Below are 19,762 nucleotides of genomic sequence, written 5' to 3' on the forward strand. Positions count from 1 at the left end.
TGAGACTTTGTATTCGTGTCCACGTACCCCTACTGCCTTTATCATTGTTCTGATATGCCTTCTGCAACAACGGTTGCACCTTCCGCTTTTCTTCCCCCGATAGTGTTCGTCGTATTAACTTAAGCACGACTGTCTGCCACACTTTTCGCAGCTTCTCAAACGGAACGTAGTCGTACGTTTTCCATTCTCCGTTCACCGTCATACCGCCCATCGTTACCAGCATGTGTACGTGGGGGTTAAAATTTAATCTCGATCCAAACGTATGTAAGCCAGCAATGACTCCTGATGTCACTTTATGTTTTGTTCAAAATGCTCTTGCACCACGCGAACTGCCTCGTCCATCAATGCCTTTAGCATCTCGCGATGCCTTAAGAAGATCTCTCGCAGTCCTTCATCTATCGTGAAAATCATATGTCGATGGTTGACTTGAAAAACATCTTCCGCCATCATACGACTCCACTCTTCCGTCTCACCGCACGAACACGTCGTACAAAACCGTCCCTTGCACCTGTACGGGACTCTCCTTATATCGTGGCAACCTTCGCATACCAGAAGCTTAAATCCGTTCTTTGGATTCCCGCATCCCAAGAACTTCGTCACTTCCTTCAATACCGCAGGACGGATTCGATCGCCATGCTTCTCACAAAACCAATCCCAGTTCTCCAGAAAAATCCGCTTCAGTATGTTGCTCTCCATATGCTTACCTTAACAAATTTTTCTGAAATAGGGCAGTGATTTTATACCTTCTGATATGTCGAAAAAGGCAGCCGAGAAACCCCCTGTTTTTTGCAGGGGGTTTCCAATTGTCTTATTAGCTTATAAAAATAGGGCTCTCAGATCGGTTTAAATCAATTTTTGTTTTAAAAGATGAGTCTCCCCATATAAAAAACAGAGTGTCGAAAAGTCCTCTGGACTTTCTCGACACTCTGAAGGCAGCCGATCCTCTGATCGGCTGCCTTTTGTTTACCTTGAGCTATTTTCACCTTAGCTTATTACTTTCTTATAGCAGGAAAGCATCTTATGCATGCTGCCGCAAATTTAAATCAGTCCGGATTTCTGCAGCAATTTCTGGATAATCACAGCGATTTCAGCTCTTGTAATATAGGCATTCGGTGCAAGCTCCGTTTGGCTTCTTCCCGTAATAACACCGGATTGAATGCTATCCACAATGCTGCTGATCGCCCAATCGGATGCATAAACCGCATCTGCGTAAGGCTGGAGAAGTGTCTCTGCATCCTGAGCAGGGAGTCCGTCTTTCAGCTTCGTGAGCTCCATCGCTTTGGCGATGATCACCATAGCCTGCTCGCGCGTATACACGATGCTTCTCATATATGTGCAGGTAGAAGCCGTAGTAGTCACACTTTGCCAGTTAACCCCGTCCTGCGAGATTCCGGTTTTCCCGCCAAGCTGTTGCATGGCGACCCATTGTTGTGTACCATTCAGGGTGCCATACCCGGCTCTATACCAGCTGCCACTACCATAATGCGGCAAATTAGTTATCGGCCCCGTCCAGGTAGCCGTCGCAGCTCTCGCCGGCGGCACGAATACTTCCAGCCCGACTGAAGTTATAAGTACCGCACAGACCACTATTACTCTCAAAAGCTTAAAAAATTGCATAATATCGCTCTTTCATCAAAATATCCCTTTTTCATATTGAATAACTACGCTTTCATGCTGCCTGCCGGACTTATTCACTCCCAACTATTTATCGGTTATATTGCAGTTCATTTGAACCAAATAACAAAGAAATATTCCACTTTACCCAAAAAGTTGACATTTGCATTAGTTAAATAGTATTAATGTCAATATAGAAATCAGGAAAATATTACATTATAATGCAGATTTATGGCGAATTCTGTGCTATGATTCTAAAGGATATTCTTTGTAAAATCTAGTAATTACTTTCTCGAAAGGAGAGCGAATGATTCACACATCCCCTGCACTGGAATCAGATGCACCATTTCTCTACCTGCTCTATGCCGGTACGCGTTCGAAGGAAATGCAGAGTTGGGGCTGGGACGAAATCATGCAGCAGCAGTTTCTGAGCATGCAGTGGGCGGCCAGACAACGCTCCTACTCGCTCCAGTATCCCGCTGCCGAACAGCTCATTCTACATCACCGGGAGGAGAAGGTGGGACAAGCGCTGGTAGACAGGTCGGACGGGAAGCTGACTTTGGTAGACATCGCCGTGCTCCCCGCTTATCGAAGACAAGGTTTCGGAACCGCTTTCATTAGAAAACTGCAGGCCGACGCTGAAAATGCCTCAATGTCGATTCACCTCAGCGTGTTGCCGGACAATCCGGCTTTGCGGCTGTATGAACGCACAGGGTTCATACGGAATGACAGCGGCAGCTTGCATATTCAGATGGTATGGAGCCCCGCACCGGCCAGTTAGCGGGCTCTCCCATAAATACATTCAAGAGGTGACTATTGATGAGCGAGTCCTATTTGGGCGAAATTCGTATGTTTGCAGGAAACTTTGCTCCTCAGGGCTGGGCGCTCTGCAACGGGCAGGTCCTAAGTATTGCGGAGAATGAGGCGCTGTTCGCTTTGCTCGGCACCACGTACGGTGGCGACGGCCAGACGACGTTCGGGCTTCCCGATCTGCAAGGCCGAGTCGCCGTGCACCCAAATTCCACCATCACAAGAGGCAGCAAAGCCGGAACGGAGACGGTTACGCTTACGTCTCAACAGCTCCCTGCGCACACCCATACGGCCAACGCCAATACTGCTCTTGGAGAGAGCAGCGAACCGGCCAACGCGGTATGGGCTCAAACTTATATGACCAACTACGCAGAAGCCGGCACCGGCCTTGTGGGCATGAACACTAATTCCCTGGCGCCGGTCGGCGGCAATCAGCCTACTGCAAACTATTTCGAGGAGGTCTTCCGATGTCTGAACCGTTTGTTGGAGAAGTTCGGCTTTTCGCCAATAATTATGCGCCAAAAGGCTGGATGTTCTGCGAGGGGCAAATCCTGAACATTAATCAGAACCAAACGCTGTACTCACTGCTCGGCGCGGTTTACGGCGGCGACGGCGTAACAACCTTCGCGCTGCCGGATTACCGCGGACGCGTGCCGATTCACGTCAGCCAGACGATTCCGCTCGGAACAAGCCAAGGGGAGGCGGCGCACACGCTCACCGTGAACGAAATGCCGCAGCATACCCATCAAGTCTCGGCTTCGTCCAACCCTGCAAGCACCGGATCGCCTACAGGCAATTCCTGGGCCGTGTTCGATAACGCCTACAACCCTCCAGCAACGATGGTTCAAATGAGCTCAAGCGCAATCGGAGTGTCCGGCGGCAGGCAGCCCCACAATAACATGCAGCCATACCAGTGTCTGAACTACGCTATTGCGATTCAAGGTATTTTTCCAAGCAGAAATTAAATAAGGAGGCTTTGACATGGCAGATGCATATATCGGAGAAATTCGCGTTATCGCAGGCAATTTTGCCCCGAAGGGCTGTATTTTGGGTAATGGACAGCTGATGCCCATTACCCAAAATACGGCCCTCTTCTCGATCCTCGGCGTACAATACGGCGGCGACGGCAAAAGCACATTCGCTTTGCCTAATTTGATGGGCAGCGCGTGCATGAATCAAGGCGCTGGACAAGGACTTACTCCGCGTACCGTGGGAGAACAGGCAGGCAGTCAGACGGTTACCCTGTTGACGACCGAAATTCCAAGCCATACGCACGTTCCTCAGGCGTTGGCTTCCGATGGCTCGACGAACGAGGCAGCCAATATGGTATGGGCGCAGAACCCGAAGCCGGACCCTTATTCGGACCCGCTGCCCATTTACGATCCGACGCCCAATGTTCAGATGTCTCCCGTAGCACTCAACGTGGCAGGCGGCTCGCAGCCGCATAACAATATGCAGCCGTTTATCGCGCAAACCTTTATTATTTGCTTGCAGGGCGAGTTCCTTTCCCGGGGTTAACGAGGGGGAACGACATCACAGGACGCAAGCTGCAGAATAAAGCGCAAGCCGATCTCAGCCCATGCCGACTGCCAGTCTACAACTTTATTTTCACGATCTTATACTTTATTTTTCAGTCTAATCTTTTTTTTCACAGCACACTCCGAATATCCTGTCTATTTTACTTCCCTAATAGAAGCCAATGTAATCCACCTCAAACTTTTGATGAAGCTGTATGAGTGTTTCTACAGAAGGAGAGAACTTATTACTTTCCAATTCACTTAGAGTTCCTTGTGAAATACCGATTGCCTGAGCAAATGATACTTGATTTAGTTCATGAAGTTTTCTGATGTACTTTATCCTTGCACCGATGGAATCCAAAATTCCCTGCCTTTATAAAAATGGTCCCGAATGATTAGTATCATCGGGACCACTTCTATGTGATATTTATTGGCTTCAAGACATCAATGAGACACTAACATTAATGTCCGTACACCAACTTTAATGTCACCGAACAAAAAGTTGCTCTTTTACCAACTACCTTACTCTACAGTTACACTCTTCGCCAAGTTACGTGGTTTATCCACATCATGACCAAGGGCCAGTGAAGCATAATAGGACAACAATTGCAGAGGTACTACAGACAGAGCCGGTGTGAACAGAGGCAGTGTCTTAGGAATCGCGAAAGCTTGATCCACGGATTTCAGAAGGTTGGCAACATGCTCTTCGTGCGTAATTACCATTACGTCAGCACCGCGAGCTTTCACTTCCTTGATGTTGCTTACTGTTTTCTCAAGGACAGAGTCTTGAGTTGCCAAGGCAATAACCGGAATCCCCTCTTCAATCAGGGCAAGTGTTCCGTGCTTCAATTCACCTGCAGCATAAGCCTCGGAATGAATATAAGAGATTTCTTTCAGCTTCAGTGAACCTTCTTGAGCAACGGCATAATCCAGGCCACGTCCGATGAAGAACAAGTGCTGGTTATGAGAAATTTGCTCTGCATAAGCTTTGATCGCATCAGAGTTCTCAAGCATGCTTTCTACTTGCTCAGGCAGTGCCTGGATCGCAGAGATCATGTGAGCAACCTCATCTTCCGATTTCGTGCCGCGAACTTGTGCAAGGTACAAGCCAAGCAGATAGAACGCGATCAGCTGTGAAGAGTACGCTTTAGTCGAAGCTACAGCGATCTCAGGTCCAGCCAGTGTTACAAGCACATCATCAGCGTCACGGGCAATGGAGCTGCCTACAACGTTAGTTACTGCAAGTACATGCGCACCATTGCTCTTCGCTTCACGAAGTGCAGCGAGTGTATCTGCAGTTTCACCGGATTGACTTACTACGATAACCAAAGTGTCAGGAGTAATCAATGGTGAACGATAGCGATACTCGGATGCAACATCATTATATACAGGAATGCGAACCAGTTGTTCAATCACTGTTCCACCAACCAGACCGGCATGGTAAGCCGTTCCGCAGGCAACGATATGAACGTTCTGAATCTGTTGGATACGTTCTGATGTCAATTTGAAATCCTTCAGCACTACTTTACGGCCGGACTCGTCAACACGTCCACGGATCGTATCACGGTAAGCTTTAGGCTGTTCATGAATTTCTTTCAGCATGAAATGATCAAAGCCGCCTTTTTCCGCTGTAACAGCATCCCAATCGACATGAATCATTTCCCGAGAAATAAAGTTCCCTTCAATGGTCATCAATTCGACAGAATCCTGTGTCAGAATCGCCATTTCACCATCGTTAAGGATATAGACATTTCGAGTATATTCGAGAATAGCCGGGATATCAGAACCGATAAAGTTCTCTCCTTCGCCAAGACCGATAATAAGCGGGCTAGCCTGACGAACAGCTACCAGTTTATGTGGCTCATACTCAGTTAACACACCAAGTGCGAATGCTCCGCGCATGTAGCTAATCGCTTTTTGAACAGCTTTAACGATATCACCATCATATTCACGAGCAACCAGGTGAGAGATAACCTCAGTATCTGTCTCCGACACAAACACATGTCCTTGACTGATCAATTCCTCTTTCAGCTCCAGGTAGTTCTCTACAATCCCGTTATGAACAACGGAGAACTTCTCACTGTTATCTGTGTGAGGATGGGAGTTAACATCAGAAGGCTTACCGTGAGTTGCCCACCGTGTATGACCAATGCCCGCGGAACCAACTAGCGGCGCACCTTCAAGCTTGGACTCCAAATTAGCCAAGCGACCAATCGATTTGCTGATCTGCAGACCTTGCGGTGTGAATACAGCAATCCCAGCAGAGTCATACCCGCGGTACTCAAGCTTCTTCAAACCCTCGATCAGAACTGACTGTGTATCTCTTTTCCCGATATATCCGACAATACCACACATTTTATAAAATCCTCCGTTTCGTTATCTCATCAATTTTGGGATGAAAGGACGAAAGAAGCGGAAGACTACGCAGTAGTCTGGAGTCAGATGTATTTTATTTTATAATGAAAATTTTCTGATAAGGTCAAATATTTTCATGAATGTACATTCTAACCCCACTACTACAAATCAACCGCAATCACTTTCGTACATTCATAGAATTATATCGAACACGATATGAACTAAAGCTAAGCGTGCGAATCATCTTGCCATTAGTTCCATCTCTAAGATCTGTAGCATCGGTCGGTAAGTTTGTTAGTATGGTCGCCCATGCCTTTTGCTTATCCGACTTACGGTTAGATGCGATTACCGGGAGGCCCCCGCCGAACATTTCGAACACCTCCACCTCGTCAGCTTCGATTGCCGTGGATACCGTATACCCTAATTACGGTCATCCTTCCCGCGCGAATCCGAAGCTCTGGCGCTTATTAACCTGGAACCTCACTGCCCTCTCTTTCTTTCTTAGGAATAATGTTATTATATGCACCTCACTAGCAATTTGCAATGGCATGGGGACCCAGCTCAAGAAAATGTGACTTTCCTACCCATAAAAAATCCGCCGGAACGGGAAACCCATTCCAGCGGCCTAATTACCCATTAATATAGTATGATTTCTTGGTCCTATACCAGTTCCCGCTCAACTACTTTAGTAATCTGGGATACAAACTGTTCAAGCTCCGTTTTATCCGGACCTTCAGCCATAACACGGATCAAAGACTCCGTACCCGATGGACGTACCAGAACCCGGCCGTTGCTGCCAAGCTTTTGTTCTACAACCGTAATGGCTTCTTCAATTGCTTGGTTACCGTTGTACTTGCTCTTATCTTGAACACGCACATTCACCAGCACTTGTGGATATTGAACCATCAGCTTCTTCAATTCACTTAGAGGCTTGCCTGCCTTCTTCATGGTATCAACCAATTGAATCCCAGTCAGAATGCCGTCTCCTGTAGTGTTATAGTCCAAGAAAATAACATGTCCAGACTGCTCTCCGCCCAGGTTGTATCCGCCGCGCAGCATTTCAGCCATAACATAACGGTCACCTACGGCTGTTTTTGCCGTATTTAAGCTCAGCTTTTCAGTTGCTTTATAGAAACCAAAATTACTCATTACCGTCGAAACAATGGTACTTCCATTCAATTTGCCCGCGCGGTTCATAGCTTCTCCGCAGATACACAGGATATGGTCTCCGTCTACTTCCTCGCCCTTCTCATCAATGGCAATCAGGCGGTCAGCATCTCCATCAAAGGCAAGACCCAGATCTGCTCCCAGACGTACTACTTCTTCTTTCAATAACTCCGGATGTGTAGACCCGCAGTGATCGTTTATATTAAGCCCTGTCGGCTCAGCTGCAATTGTATAGACTTCCGCCCCGAGTTCACGGAACAGCTTCGGCGCAAGCTCATAAGCAGCCCCATTTGCGCAGTCCAGTACAATCTTCAAGCCTTCAAAGTTTGAAGAAATCGTTGTTTTTAGGTGATCCAGATATTTATATTTCGATTCGTTATCTACGATCACACTTCCAAGCTTGTCGCCGATTGGACGAGGGAGCTCATCTACTTCCTTATCCAGCAGAGCTTCAATCTGGAGCTCTGTCTCATCGGACAGCTTGAAGCCATCGCTACCGAAGAACTTAATTCCATTATCCTCTACCGGGTTGTGAGAAGCCGAGATCATTACACCGGCATCTGCTTTTAACAAACGGGTTAGATAAGCGACAGCCGGAGTAGAGACAATCCCAATACGAATTACGTCTGCTCCAATTGACAGTAGGCCTGCTACAAGTGCAGATTCCAACATTACACCTGAGATACGGGTATCCATACCAATAATAACCTTTGGTTTCTCTACTTGTCCTGCCAGAACATATCCGCCAGTACGGCCGATTCGGTAAGCAAGCTCTGCCGTCAATTCCTTATTCGCTACACCACGTACTCCATCTGTTCCAAAATACTTCCCCACAATCACTCACTCCTCCAGATAAATGGTTTCTCATCCATGACTTACATGTTTTTATTGTACTTCAATCTCTCTGCTGCTTCTAAGGTTCTTTCCCTGACTGCTCTGAATTACTGCCTGATTCCCCAGAGGTCCCATCTCCCTCAGTACCCGAGACTGTCCCTGAATTCACACTCTGTCCATTCCCTTCCGTGTTTGTACCAGAAGGAGTCGAAGTCACAGGTTTTGAAGAACTATCCTTAACTTCGATTTCGATCTTTACATCACTGCTGCTTGCCAAAGTTACAAACTTGGGAAGCGTAATCGTAGGATTAACCGTGTGAACCCCTTGTCCAAGACCAGATACATCGACACTAATTACAAAGTCTCCTGATTGAATAGACTTCAGTACTTCATCCGAACCCTGCACCGTCAAAGACATTTTTGCATTTGCCGGATTCAGAATTTTAACTGTCGTCTTGTCACTCTGATTCTTGATCGTAACCGGAATGTCATTCACTGTCTTTTCACCTAAAGGTGCAGCTTTGACAACGACCTTCACAGAGCTCGGCTCGATTTTCTCAGAACCTTTGGGCGGAGTCAAGTCCAATGAGTATTCTGTCGTGGTTGGACCCTTGAACTTGCTCAAATCAACACTAACGGAGTAGGAATCAATCCCCTCTAACACTTCTTTAGTCCCATATACAGCAACTCCCTCGACGTCCGCCTGAATTTCTGACAGTGCGTAACCTTGTGGGAGCTTTCCTGTTTGTTTAATTTCTATAGGTACCGTTTTATAAAGTTTATTCATAGGTACATCGACCCGTATGGATGATGGGCTAATCTCCGCATCCGGAATTTCCCGTCCACTCTTATCATATGCCCTTAGCTTTACGGATTTGCCTTCTACAGAATCCCCGGCTCCACTAACATCCAAGGTTCCTTCAACCTTGTGAACTCGTTTAAGTTCACTTTCCGGGAGCGTCACACTAACCTTTCCATCGTTCTCCAGAATAGGAGTCCCCATTTGCAGGCCCCCATCTGGAACCCCCTTTAGCACCACACTTGCGCTGTAAGTCTTTGTCTGCTTGGCTTCAATTGTTACCTTAGCCGATGAGGGGTTCTTAGATACCAGCTCAACTCCATAAGGAAGCTCCACGGTTAGTGGTACCATAGTCGTACCTGGACCTACATCCTCCAAGTTCAATTTTACCCTATAATCAGTAAATACGGAGGTGATATTAGGGCGTTTCCCTTTAACTTCCAGACTCACAACCTTTGGATCCATATCCATCAGAACATAGGATTTATCGTCAAAACCAACAACTTCCACTTTAACATCATTAATCGTCTTAGTATCGACTGAGGAACCTGAAGTACTTGGCGTACTGCTGTCTATATGAACCATGGCCCACAGAAGAATACTGATGCAGAGCGCCAAAATCTTGGCAATGGTATTATTGTTGAACCATTTATCCATGTTTGCGCCCCCCTTTCAGCTTCCAGAATGGGGTCTTCTTGTCCTTATGTGCCGTACTCGGACTAAGCTCTTCATATAACTTGGAGATTAGGGACTCCTCATTAATACCTCGCACGACCTGCCCGTTAATCGCAAGCGAGATTTGCCCCGTTTCCTCCGATACGACTACGGACACCGCATCACCTACCTCACTGATTCCGATGGCAGCGCGATGTCTTGTACCCAACTCCTTGCTAATAAAGGGATTCTCCGAAAGTGGCAAGTAACAGGCTGCCGCGGCAATCCGATGCTCCTGAATAATGATGGCCCCATCATGAAGAGGGGTGTTAGGAATGAAGATATTAATCAGCAGTTCAGAAGTAATTACCGACTGGGTTGGAATTCCCGATTCTTTGTATTCATTAAGACCTGTATTGCGTTCAAATACTATTAATGCCCCAATCTTTCCACGGGATAAATAATTAACCGCCTTAATAACCTCTCCGATCTCCCGGCTAAATTCTTCTTCATCCGCGGTCGTACGCCCGAATAATTTACCACGCCCAAGCTGCTCCAGTGCCCGTCTTAGCTCGGGCTGAAAAATAATGAAGACGGCAAGAACACCAAACGTGAACATTTGATTCATTAGCCACTTGAGCGTGTAAAGATCGAACCAGGTGCTAACCGCCCATATCACAACTAGCACGAGGATACCTTTTAGCAGCTGAACAGCCCGGGTTCCCCGTACAAGTAAAATCAAATGATAAATAATATAAGTTACAATTAGAATATCTATAGCATCTTTAATGGACTCCTGCCATGTTAAGTCCGAAAAGTAATTCATACAGCAACCCCCGGTTTTCCCTTTTAGCAAGCTTATCAGTCTTATGTTGTCCCTAAACTCTAGGTTATAACGATCGAACTTCAGTTGCAAGCTTCTTTGTCCTGGACCCACTAAAATATATAATTTATACCAGATTAATACAACAAAAGGCGCCCCCTCCATCGAGTGGCGCCCTTACAACTGTTAATATTTCCAACTACCGATAGGCGACTTCTGTGAATGTATTCGTGATCTTATACCAGATCCAATCAAGCGCTTGATCAATACTCTTCACATCACCAGATATTTTAGCCGTTGAAGCCTGGTACAGTGAACCATCAATGACCGTAAGATTACCATCCACTTCGCCATAGATCTTGGCCTTTCCATTCTCCACAGTTAGATCACCGGCAATCGTCTTCCCATTTGGGACAATGACCGTATTCCCTTCAATAACAACCTGGTCCAGCCCCGCACCTTTAACTATTAATTGGTCATCCGCCTTCCAGAGTGACATCGTGCTAAAGAGCATAACAAAGATAAACATGGCCACTGCCGTAAGTGCAGGATGCTTCTTGATCCATTTTATCCACACACGCTGTCCACGTTTTCTTGGAAGCTCTCGCATAATTCGATCTACCAGCTCATCTGAAGCGGAAGGCACCGAGCTCTTAACAGCATGGAAAAGCATCATTTCCGTTTGTTCCAGCTCTTGAAAATGCATATTACAGGATGGACATTGTACAAGATGTTTCTTTAGTTCCACAGCTTGCGCTTGGTCTAAATCGTCATCCAGGTATTCATGCATTAAAGAGGCAGCTTGTTTGCAATCCATATGAGCCAATCCTTTCAGTTGAAATCTGCATGGAATATGCGTTACATCCTAAGAACCATTCCATTTTATATAAGCACTAACCTTACAATCAACGGGCAAAGCAATCAGGTATACACTTTAAATACGCTGTACTATGTATATCGTTTCAAAAAGTTTTTTTAGTTTAAATATGCTTATTCTCCAATTTTTTGCGCAAAAATTCACGCCCTCTATGTACACGGGTTTTGACTGTCGTTACAGGCATACCCAGCACATCACTAATCTCCTGAAGAGACAGCTCCTGCAGATATCTAAGGACCATAACGGATTTATATTTTGCCGGAAGGCTCTCAATAGCAGAATGTATCGTCTCCCGGGTCTCTGATACCAGATATTCACTTTCCGGAGTTCGATTATCCCCAGGGATCAGCGTATATCCATCCATGCCCTCCTGGTCATTCATCTCTGCATCAAGAGAATAACTTGGTTTTCTCTTCCTCAAACGATCTATACACAAATTCGTAGCAATACGATAAATCCATGTGGAGAACTTTTGATTCTCATCATAACGCATCCAGTTCTTATGTACTCTGAGAAATGCCTCCTGCACAATATCCTCGGCTTCATGCCGGTTATTCAGCATACGATAGGCCAAGTGAAACAGTTTATCTTTATAGAGATCTACAATTTCTGCAAAAGCACCCTGATCGCCCTTACGGGCCAGCTTTGCAAGTCTCGTATCATAATTGTCAATCATTCATTTTTCCCCCAGATCCGCCAAAACGGTCTCTTGCCGGTTCCAAGCCATGCTTCAAGGATAAACATTAGCGGTTTGACCGCTTAAGAACGGACGTAATGGCATGTCCCGGCGCTTCATTCAAATGGTAATTCAAGTTCCCTCAAATTGCAAGCGCACATGCAAACTTTACGGCTTGAGCCCAATAAAAAAACCGTGTCCTAATGCGACACGGTTCCTTAATATATTTCCAAATATACAATTGGCTAATCCAATCAGCCTGTATTTCTAAGTCCTGCAGCAATACCGTTGATAGTAAGGAGAACTTCACGCAGCAGAATTGGGTCGTCTCCGCCCTGTTCTCTAATCGCGCGTAATTCGGTCAGCAGTTGAACCTGCAGATAGCTAAGCGGGTCTACATACGGATTACGCTGACGAATAGATTCCTGAAGAGTAGGCTCATTATCCAGCATTTCCTGCTCACCTGTAATTTTGAGAATCAAGCTCTTCGTCAGGTTAAACTCTTCTTCGATTTGTTTGAAGATGCGGTTTTTCATCGTATCATCGCTGCACATATTCGCGTATTCTGAAGCGATAATTAGATCTGCTTTTACCACAGCGAACTGCAGAGTGTCGATCAAGGAACGGAAGAATGAGAAGCCCGCGTACATTTCCTGGAGAACCTTCAACTTCTCTTCATCGTTACCGTAGAAATCTTGAATTCCTGTGCCGGCTGCATACCATGCAGGGAACAGATAACGGCTTTGCGTCCAAGCGAATACCCAAGGAATCGCACGCAAATCTTCAAATCGGTCACTGTTCTTCCTCTTGGATGGACGGGAACCAATATTTAGTTCACCCACTTCTCCAAGTGGAGTGGATTCTTTGAAGAACTTAAGGAATTCAGGTTCCCGGAATACCAGATCCTGATATTTATTGAGGGATACCTCAGACATTTGTCTGATAATAGCTTCCCATTTCTCTTCGTATAGGTCACTTTGTTGAGGCTGACGAGCAAGTACTGCTTGGGTTAGCAATGCAGATGTTGCCTGTTCAAGACTGCGGTAAGCAATTCCTTTCAGTGAATATCTCGATGAGATTACTTCACCCTGCTCCGTAATCTTGATTCCTCCGCCTACCGTATGCGGTGGCTGTGCAAGAATACTGCGGTTAAGCGGCATACCTCCACGTCCGAGAGCGCCTCCACGTCCATGGAAGAACTTCAGCTTAATGCCGAATTCTTCGGCTGTTGCTGTGATTTGTTTAAGAGCTACCCGAAGCTCCCAGTTCGCCGTTACCACGCCGCCGTCCTTGTTACTGTCGGAGTATCCCAGCATAATCTCCTGAAGATCACCCATCCCGGTTACAGACTGTCTGTAGAATGGCATATTAAACAGTGAACGCATAATAGCAGGAGCTGCATGAAGATCATCGATCGTCTCAAATAACGGCACAGATTGAAGTGTACATACAACACTGCCATCGGCCTCTTTCCGGATCAGTCCGACTTCCTTAGCAAATACCATAACTTCGAGGATGTCACTTGCAGCCTCTGTCATACTGATTAGATAGCTGCTGATACATTGCTCCCCAAATTCCTTTTGAGCCTTAAACACCGTACGGTAGACGTTCAAGCACTCCGTTGTACTCTCACTGTATTCCTGGTAAGGAGAAGTCAACGGACGTGGGTCGTTAAGAATACGCTCCAACAGCTCTACCTTTTTGTCTTCGCTTAACTCACCGTAGTTCTCTGTAACATTCATATGAGCAAGAATTTCAGTCATAGCATTCTCATGCTCCTGACTGTGCTGGCGAATGTCCAGCTTGGCTGTATGGAAGCCAAACAGCTCCACTTGGCGTATCAAGTAACGGATATGCGTATCTGCCACATAATCAGCATAGTGATGGCGTAGACTGCGATCAATAACATTAAGATCCTCAACCAATTCCGCTACGCTATTGTAGCGATCAATGGAATCTTTCTTCGACTCATCGATGACGTTATGAAGCTTTTCCGTCATATAAGTGAGTTTCACCCGATAAGGCTCTTTCTCATTCCGCCATTGAGGCGTTTTGTTCAGAACGACCGTCTCCCGATCCTTCTGAATGGAAGTAAGCAGCTCGTCAGTAACGTTGACGATGCTTGTACTGAAGCTTAAGTAACGGAACAATTCAGCCAGAATACGCTGGTATTCCCGCACAGCCAGCTTACGCTGCATTAACAGAGTCTCCCAAGTTACTTCCGCTGTAACGGAAGGGTTACCATCCCGGTCTCCCCCGATCCATGAGCCAAAACGCAGATATGTCGGAACATGCCAGTTATGCTCAGGATAATACTTCGTCAAGCAGCGTTCCAATTCTTGATATACATCAGGCAGCACATGGAACAAAGTCTCGTGGAAATAGTACATACCATTTCGAACCTCGTCGAGTACTGTAGGTTTGCGATCACGAAGCTCATCGGTCTGCCATAGGGTAATTACCTCATTCAGCAATTTCTCACGAAGCTGCTCGCGTTCTCTGAAAGTCAAAGTCGGGTTATCCAGCTGCATAACATCATCAGCAATCCGTTTGTGAATATCGAGAATTGCACGGCGCATTGCTTCCGTCGGGTGAGCTGTCATGACAAGCTCTAAAGACAAGCCTTGTAAAATATCCTGTACTTCATCGTAGGAGAAGCCGCGTTCTTTAAGGTCTCTAACAGAATCCTCAATAGATCCAGGCTGTACCGTCTCCCCGGCAGAACGCTCGTAGTCACGCTTGCGGCGAATACGATGATTCTGCTCTGCAATGTTAACTAACTGGAAATAAACAGCGAAAGCCCGAATGACTTGATGTCGGATGTCCGGCTCAAGCGTGTTAATAAGCTGTTTGAACTCCTCATGCAGTTCAGGTAGAAATACGGCTCTAAGTGACTTGCTGGCTTCACGTATCTTTTCGACAATATCTAAGAGTTCATTACCGCCTTGATGTACAAGGACTTCTCCCAAAATATTGCCCAAAAAACGAATATCACGCCGCAGCAGGTTGTTGGAATTACTTTTGTTTGCGGTTACCGCTAGTTCTGTCATGCTTCTCCTCCCAATTCTCCTGTTTCCGTCTTTGTAATGCCTTTTTACATAATACAATAAACGGTGCATAAAATCTTCACTTTATTTATTAAAACAAGGCTGTAGATTCAGCCAAAGAGGTAAATAAGTTAAATATTTAATCATTTATTTGTATTATTATAGCCCATAGATAGAACTTTGCTAGTCTCTCAAAAGTTTAATTCTCATCGAAGAAACTAGAACTCCCTGATTAACATGAACATATCCATCTGCATAAAAAACCACTTCAACATTCAATCAATGCGCTGACACGTCAAAGCAGTAAAATCCATGGGTAAAAATAAAACGTATTATAACAAAAAACACCATCGCTTACGATGATGCTGTTGGTGAATTATGGAGCGGGTGATGGGAATCGAACCCACGCTATTAGCTTGGAAGGCTAAAGTTCTACCATTGAACTACACCCGCACCGAAGAAATAATGGTCGGGACGACACGATTTGAACATGCGACCCCCTGGTCCCAAACCAGGTGCTCTACCAAGCTGAGCTACGTCCCGAAAATGGTGCTGCTTATGAGATTATCAATTGCAAGTAAAATGGCGCGCCCTAAGAGATTCGAACTCCTGACCTTTTGATTCGTAGTCAAACGCTCTATCCAGCTGAGCTAAGGGCGCAAATAATGGAGCGGACGACGGGAATCGAACCCGCGACCCTCGCCTTGGCAAGGCGATGCTCTACCGCTGAGCCACGTCCGCAAATGGTGCGCGTGGAGGGACTTGAACCCCCACGTCAAAGACGCTAGATCCTAAGTCTAGTGCGTCTGCCAATTCCGCCACACGCGCACAAGTAACACTATTCACCATGACAATCAAGGTAAATGGTGAGCCATGAAGGACTCGAACCTTCGACACCCTGATTAAAAGTCAGGTGCTCTACCAACTGAGCTAATGGCTCAAAATGGCTGGGGATATAGGATTCGAACCTATGGGTGACGGAGTCAAAGTCCGTTGCCTTACCGCTTGGCTAATCCCCAATGTCTCACTTTGGACAGTTTGTCCTCAGATATAAAAACGATGGTGGAGGCTGAGGGGATCGAACCCCCGACCCTCTGCTTGTAAGGCAGATGCTCTCCCAGCTGAGCTAAGCCTCCATATGAATTAAAACATTATGGATACTTTGGCAAGACTTTAGGACATAGTATGTACTGATATCACTCATATAATTCTAGCCATATCCAACTTACATTAAGAAGAAAATGGTGACCCGTAGGGGATTCGAACCCCTGTTACCTCCGTGAAAGGGAGGTGTCTTAACCCCTTGACCAACGGGCCTCATCGTTTGACGACTTATAGCTGTCATCAACCAGAGAAAATGGAGCTCTCAACCGGGATCGAACCGGTGACCTCATCCTTACCATGGATGCACTCTACCTACTGAGCTATGAGAGCAATGGCTCCCCGAACAGGACTCGAACCTGTGACAACTCGATTAACAGTCGAGTGCTCTACCAACTGAGCTATCAGGGAATAAACGTAATCGCTTGGCGGCGTCCTACTCTCCCAGGACCCTGCGGTCCAAGTACCATCGGCGCTGGAGGGCTTAACGGTCGTGTTCGGGATGGGTACGTGTGGAACCCCTCCGCCATCGCCACCAAACAGGATTTTTCCGGGTCAATACTCCCTGAATCACTTCAGGAAAATATCCGACCTTAGAAAACTCATCACTGCGAGAAAATATCATACCTTATCAAGGCTTGCAGCTTAAAATCGGTTCAGGCTTGATCACCTGAAAACTAGATACGAAACGAACTTGCGTGTGCCCCATTGTTCTCGGGGTTCTTAGAATATGCTTCCGAAGTAGTTTCACTTCGTGAAACTTTGAGGATAAGCCCTCGACCGATTAGTACTGGTCAGCTCCATGCATTACTGCACTTCCACCCCCAGCCTATCTACCTCGTCGTCTTCAAGGGGTCTTACATACTGGGAAATCTCATCTTGAGGGGGGCTTCACGCTTAGATGCTTTCAGCGCTTATCCCTTCCGCACTTAGCTACCCAGCTGTGCTCCTGGCGGAACAACTGGTGCACCAGCGGTGCGTCCATCCCGGTCCTCTCGTACTAAGGACAGCTCCTCTCAAATTTCCTACGCCCACGACAGATAGGGACCGAACTGTCTCACGACGTTCTGAACCCAGCTCGCGTACCGCTTTAATGGGCGAACAGCCCAACCCTTGGGACCTACTTCAGCCCCAGGATGCGATGAGCCGACATCGAGGTGCCAAACCTCCCCGTCGATGTGGACTCTTGGGGGAGATAAGCCTGTTATCCCCAGGGTAGCTTTTATCCGTTGAGCGATGGCCCTTCCATGCGGTACCACCGGATCACTAAGCCCGACTTTCGTCCCTGCTCGACTTGTCAGTCTCGCAGTCAAGCTCCCTTATGCCTTTGCACTCTTCGAATGATTTCCAACCATTCTGAGGGAACCTTGGGGCGCCTCCGTTACTCTTTAGGAGGCGACCGCCCCAGTCAAACTGCCCACCTGACACTGTCCCCATACCGGTTCACGGTACCAGGTTAGAACTCCGATACGATCAGGGTGGTATCCCAACGTTGCCTCCACAGAAGCTGGCGCTCCTGCTTCTTAGGCTCCCACCTATCCTGTACAAATCGTATCAAAGTCCAATATCAAGCTGCAGTAAAGCTCCATGGGGTCTTTCCGTCTTGTCGCGGGTAACCTGCATCTTCACAGGTATTAAAATTTCACCGGATCTCTCGTTGAGACAGCGCCCAAGTCGTTACGCCATTCGTGCGGGTCAGAATTTACCTGACAAGGAATTTCGCTACCTTAGGACCGTTATAGTTACGGCCGCCGTTTACTGGGGCTTCGGTTCATAGCTTCGGGATTACTCCCTAACCACTCCCCTTAACCTTCCAGCACCGGGCAGGCGTCAGCCCGTATACTTCGCCTTGCGGCTTCGCACAGACCTGTGTTTTTGCTAAACAGTCGCTTGGGCCTTTTCACTGCGGCCCCCTCGTGCTATTCACACTACCGGGGCACCCCTTCTCCCGAAGTTACGGGGTCATTTTGCCGAGTTCCTTAACGAGAGTTCTTCCGCGCGCCTTAGAATTCTCTTCTCGCCTACCTGTGTCGGTTTGCGGTACGGGCACCTTCTCCTGACTAGAGGCTTTTCTTGGCAGTGTGAGATCATGACCTTCGCTACTGTAATTTTCACTCCCCATCACAGCCCAGCCTTAACGGTGTGCGGATTTGCCTACACACCAGCCTCACTGCTTGGACAGACATCCATCAGTCTGCGTCACTACCCTGCTGCGTCACCCCATCGCTCATAACGGATTACGGTGGTACAGGAATTAGGGCCTGTTGTCCTTCGACTACGCCTTTCGGCCTCGCCTTAGGTCCCGACTTACCCTGAGCGGACGAACCTTCCTCAGGAACCCTTAGGCTTTCGGCGGATCAGATTCTCACTGATCTTTTCGTTACTCATACCGGCATTCTCACTTGTATGCTGTCCAGCGCTCCTTACGGTACACCTTCAACCTACATACAACGCTCCCCTACCCCTGATGCAAAGCATCAAGCCATAGCTTCGGTGGTGTGTTTAGCCCCGTTACATTTTCGGCGCAGAGTCACTCGACCAGTGAGCTATTACGCACTCTTTAAATGGTGGCTGCTTCTAAGCCAACATCCTGGTTGTCTGTGCAACTCCACATCCTTTCCCACTTAACACACACTTGGGGACCTTAGCTGATGGTCTGGGCTGTTTCCCTTTTGACAATGGATCTTAGCACTCACTGTCTGACTCCCGGATCTAAGTTTATGGCATTCGGAGTTTGACTGAGCTTGGTAACCCTTGGCGGGCCCCGCACCCAATCAGTGCTCTACCTCCACAACTCGTTATTCCGAGGCTAGCCCTAAAGCTATTTCGGGGAGAACCAGCTATCTCCGAGTTCGATTGGAATTTCTCCGCTACCCCCACCTCATCCCCGCATTTTTCAACATACGTGGGTTCGGGCCTCCAGTGCGTGTTACCGCACCTTCACCCTGGACAGGGGTAGATCACACGGTTTCGGGTCTACGTCCACGTACTATAAGTCGCCCTATTCAGACTCGCTTTCGCTGCGGCTACGGCTCTTCACCTTAACCTTGCACGGGAACGTAACTCGCCGGTTCATTCTACAAAAGGCACGCCATCACCCATATAGAGGGCTCTGACTTCTTGTAAGCACACGGTTTCAGGATCTCTTTCACTCCCCTTCCGGGGTGCTTTTCACCTTTCCCTCACGGTACTGCTTCACTATCGGTCGCTAGGGAGTATTTAGCCTTAGCAGATGGTCCTGCTGGATTCATACGGGGTTTCACGTGCCCCGCACTACTCGGGATCCGTCTCGGAGGGATCAGACTTTCGGTTACAGGGCTTTTACCTCTTCTAGCGGGCCTTTCCAGACCTCTTCGCCTACCCTAATCCTTTGTAACTCCATGTGAGACGTCCCACAACCCCAAGGGGCAAGCCCCTTGGTTTAGGCTGTTCCGCGTTCGCTCGCCGCTACTGACGGAATCACTCTTGTTTTCTCTTCCTCAGGGTAC

At 47.3% G+C, this 19,762-nt stretch carries 13 protein-coding genes, 11 tRNA genes, 2 rRNA genes and 1 pseudogene (1 of these 27 cut by a window edge); 4 read left to right on the plus strand and 23 right to left on the minus strand.

All coding sequences use genetic code 11. The features are described from left to right. Positions 1-34 precede the first annotated feature (34 nt). Positions 35-696: pseudogene (locus ACRRNK_RS18995) on the minus strand (IS91 family transposase); the annotation flags it as partial. Positions 697-1,038: 342 nt separating this feature from the next. Next, positions 1,039-1,599: an S-layer homology domain-containing protein gene (locus ACRRNK_RS19000; protein ID WP_433944207.1), complete on the minus strand. Its 561-nt coding sequence runs from the start codon at positions 1,597-1,599 to the stop codon at positions 1,039-1,041. 400 nt (positions 1,600-1,999) lie between these two features. Between ACRRNK_RS19000 and ACRRNK_RS19005 the strand changes: the two genes are divergently transcribed. The 4 genes from ACRRNK_RS19005 to ACRRNK_RS19020 all read left to right on the plus strand — a co-directional run bounded on the left by ACRRNK_RS19005 (position 2,000) and on the right by ACRRNK_RS19020 (position 3,942). Beyond that, positions 2,000-2,395 (plus strand): GNAT family N-acetyltransferase, encoded by a 396-nt coding sequence (locus ACRRNK_RS19005; protein WP_433944208.1) that lies wholly within the window; start codon positions 2,000-2,002, stop codon positions 2,393-2,395. Between the two features lie 68 nt (positions 2,396-2,463). After that, positions 2,464-2,979 carry a phage tail protein gene (locus ACRRNK_RS19010; protein WP_433946952.1) on the plus strand — a complete coding sequence of 172 codons (516 nt, stop codon included), beginning with the start codon at positions 2,464-2,466 and terminating at the stop codon, positions 2,977-2,979. Then, entirely contained in the window at positions 2,892-3,389 is a 498-nt protein-coding gene (locus ACRRNK_RS19015; RefSeq protein ID WP_433944209.1) for a phage tail protein, read from the plus strand. The genes ACRRNK_RS19010 and ACRRNK_RS19015 overlap by 88 nt, the downstream gene beginning before the upstream one ends. A gap of 16 nt (positions 3,390-3,405) precedes the next feature. Continuing rightward, complete coding sequence (locus tag ACRRNK_RS19020) at positions 3,406-3,942, plus strand: phage tail protein (protein WP_433944210.1); 537 nt, start codon at positions 3,406-3,408, stop codon at positions 3,940-3,942. Positions 3,943-4,110: 168 nt separating this feature from the next. Here ACRRNK_RS19020 and ACRRNK_RS19025 read toward each other — a convergent pair whose 3' ends face one another. The 21 genes from ACRRNK_RS19025 to ACRRNK_RS19125 all read right to left on the minus strand — a co-directional run. Next, positions 4,111-4,302: a helix-turn-helix domain-containing protein gene (locus tag ACRRNK_RS19025; RefSeq protein WP_433944211.1), complete on the minus strand. Its 192-nt coding sequence runs from the start codon at positions 4,300-4,302 to the stop codon at positions 4,111-4,113. A gap of 161 nt (positions 4,303-4,463) precedes the next feature. Further along, a complete protein-coding gene (gene glmS, locus ACRRNK_RS19030; protein WP_433944212.1) occupies positions 4,464-6,296 on the minus strand; it encodes a glutamine--fructose-6-phosphate transaminase (isomerizing) in 1,833 nt (610 codons plus the stop codon). A 660-nt stretch (positions 6,297-6,956) separates the two neighbouring features. Beyond that, the gene (glmM, locus tag ACRRNK_RS19035) at positions 6,957-8,297 is read right to left on the minus strand and encodes a phosphoglucosamine mutase (RefSeq protein WP_433944213.1); all 1,341 of its coding nucleotides are present in this window, start codon (positions 8,295-8,297) and stop codon (positions 6,957-6,959) included. Between the two features lie 79 nt (positions 8,298-8,376). After that, the gene (locus ACRRNK_RS19040; protein WP_433944214.1) at positions 8,377-9,753 is read right to left on the minus strand and encodes a CdaR family protein; all 1,377 of its coding nucleotides are present in this window, start codon (positions 9,751-9,753) and stop codon (positions 8,377-8,379) included. Continuing rightward, positions 9,746-10,576 (minus strand): diadenylate cyclase CdaA, encoded by an 831-nt coding sequence (gene cdaA, locus ACRRNK_RS19045; RefSeq protein ID WP_433944215.1) that lies wholly within the window; start codon positions 10,574-10,576, stop codon positions 9,746-9,748. Before cdaA ends, ACRRNK_RS19040 begins: the two co-directional genes overlap by 8 nt. 196 nt (positions 10,577-10,772) lie before the next feature. After that, positions 10,773-11,390: a zf-HC2 domain-containing protein gene (locus tag ACRRNK_RS19050; RefSeq protein ID WP_433944216.1), complete on the minus strand. Its 618-nt coding sequence runs from the start codon at positions 11,388-11,390 to the stop codon at positions 10,773-10,775. A gap of 163 nt (positions 11,391-11,553) precedes the next feature. Continuing rightward, positions 11,554-12,126 (minus strand): RNA polymerase sigma factor SigW, encoded by a 573-nt coding sequence (sigW, locus tag ACRRNK_RS19055; RefSeq protein ID WP_433944217.1) that lies wholly within the window; start codon positions 12,124-12,126, stop codon positions 11,554-11,556. A gap of 254 nt (positions 12,127-12,380) precedes the next feature. Beyond that, on the minus strand, positions 12,381-15,176 hold the full coding sequence (gene ppc / locus ACRRNK_RS19060; RefSeq protein ID WP_433944218.1) for a phosphoenolpyruvate carboxylase: 2,796 nt from the start codon (positions 15,174-15,176) through the stop codon (positions 12,381-12,383). A 376-nt stretch (positions 15,177-15,552) separates the two neighbouring features. Further along, a tRNA-Gly gene (locus tag ACRRNK_RS19065) sits at positions 15,553-15,626 on the minus strand. A gap of 13 nt (positions 15,627-15,639) precedes the next feature. After that, positions 15,640-15,716: transfer RNA gene (locus ACRRNK_RS19070), tRNA-Pro, on the minus strand. A gap of 40 nt (positions 15,717-15,756) precedes the next feature. Further along, positions 15,757-15,833, minus strand: a tRNA-Arg gene (locus ACRRNK_RS19075). Positions 15,834-15,839: 6 nt separating this feature from the next. Further along, positions 15,840-15,914, minus strand: a tRNA-Gly gene (locus tag ACRRNK_RS19080). A 3-nt stretch (positions 15,915-15,917) separates the two neighbouring features. Next, a tRNA-Leu gene (locus ACRRNK_RS19085) sits at positions 15,918-16,001 on the minus strand. Positions 16,002-16,037: 36 nt separating this feature from the next. Continuing rightward, positions 16,038-16,113: transfer RNA gene (locus ACRRNK_RS19090), tRNA-Lys, on the minus strand. Positions 16,114-16,117: 4 nt separating this feature from the next. Then, positions 16,118-16,192 (minus strand) — tRNA-Gln (locus ACRRNK_RS19095). Between the two features lie 41 nt (positions 16,193-16,233). After that, positions 16,234-16,309 (minus strand) — tRNA-Val (locus ACRRNK_RS19100). A 106-nt stretch (positions 16,310-16,415) separates the two neighbouring features. Further along, positions 16,416-16,490 (minus strand) — tRNA-Glu (locus tag ACRRNK_RS19105). A gap of 41 nt (positions 16,491-16,531) precedes the next feature. After that, positions 16,532-16,607 (minus strand) — tRNA-Thr (locus tag ACRRNK_RS19110). Positions 16,608-16,609: 2 nt separating this feature from the next. After that, positions 16,610-16,685, minus strand: a tRNA-Asn gene (locus ACRRNK_RS19115). A 12-nt stretch (positions 16,686-16,697) separates the two neighbouring features. Then, a 5S ribosomal RNA gene (gene rrf / locus ACRRNK_RS19120) occupies positions 16,698-16,814 on the minus strand. Between the two features lie 224 nt (positions 16,815-17,038). Then, a 23S ribosomal RNA gene (locus tag ACRRNK_RS19125) occupies positions 17,039-19,762 on the minus strand; it runs 208 nt beyond the window's last position.

It is taken from the genome of Paenibacillus sp. SN-8-1, from assembly GCF_050995535.1.
Lineage (GTDB): Bacteria > Bacillota > Bacilli > Paenibacillales > Paenibacillaceae > Fontibacillus.

Bases quoted from the DNA above. Each gene is read 5' to 3' on its own strand.
- ACRRNK_RS19015 (WP_433944209.1), top strand. From the start codon at position 2,892: ATGTCTGAACCGTTTGTTGGAGAAGTTCGGCTTTTCGCCAATAATTAT.
- ACRRNK_RS19020 (WP_433944210.1), top strand. From the start codon at position 3,406: ATGGCAGATGCATATATCGGAGAAATTCGCGTTATCGCAGGCAATTTT.
- ACRRNK_RS19010 (WP_433946952.1), top strand. From the start codon at position 2,464: ATGTTTGCAGGAAACTTTGCTCCTCAGGGCTGGGCGCTCTGCAACGGG.
- sigW (WP_433944217.1), bottom strand. From the start codon at position 12,126: ATGATTGACAATTATGATACGAGACTTGCAAAGCTGGCCCGTAAGGGC.
- ACRRNK_RS19040 (WP_433944214.1), bottom strand. From the start codon at position 9,753: ATGGATAAATGGTTCAACAATAATACCATTGCCAAGATTTTGGCGCTC.
- glmS (WP_433944212.1), bottom strand. From the start codon at position 6,296: ATGTGTGGTATTGTCGGATATATCGGGAAAAGAGATACACAGTCAGTT.
- ACRRNK_RS19005 (WP_433944208.1), top strand. From the start codon at position 2,000: ATGCAGAGTTGGGGCTGGGACGAAATCATGCAGCAGCAGTTTCTGAGC.
- cdaA (WP_433944215.1), bottom strand. From the start codon at position 10,576: ATGAATTACTTTTCGGACTTAACATGGCAGGAGTCCATTAAAGATGCT.
- ppc (WP_433944218.1), bottom strand. From the start codon at position 15,176: ATGACAGAACTAGCGGTAACCGCAAACAAAAGTAATTCCAACAACCTG.
- ACRRNK_RS19050 (WP_433944216.1), bottom strand. From the start codon at position 11,390: ATGGATTGCAAACAAGCTGCCTCTTTAATGCATGAATACCTGGATGAC.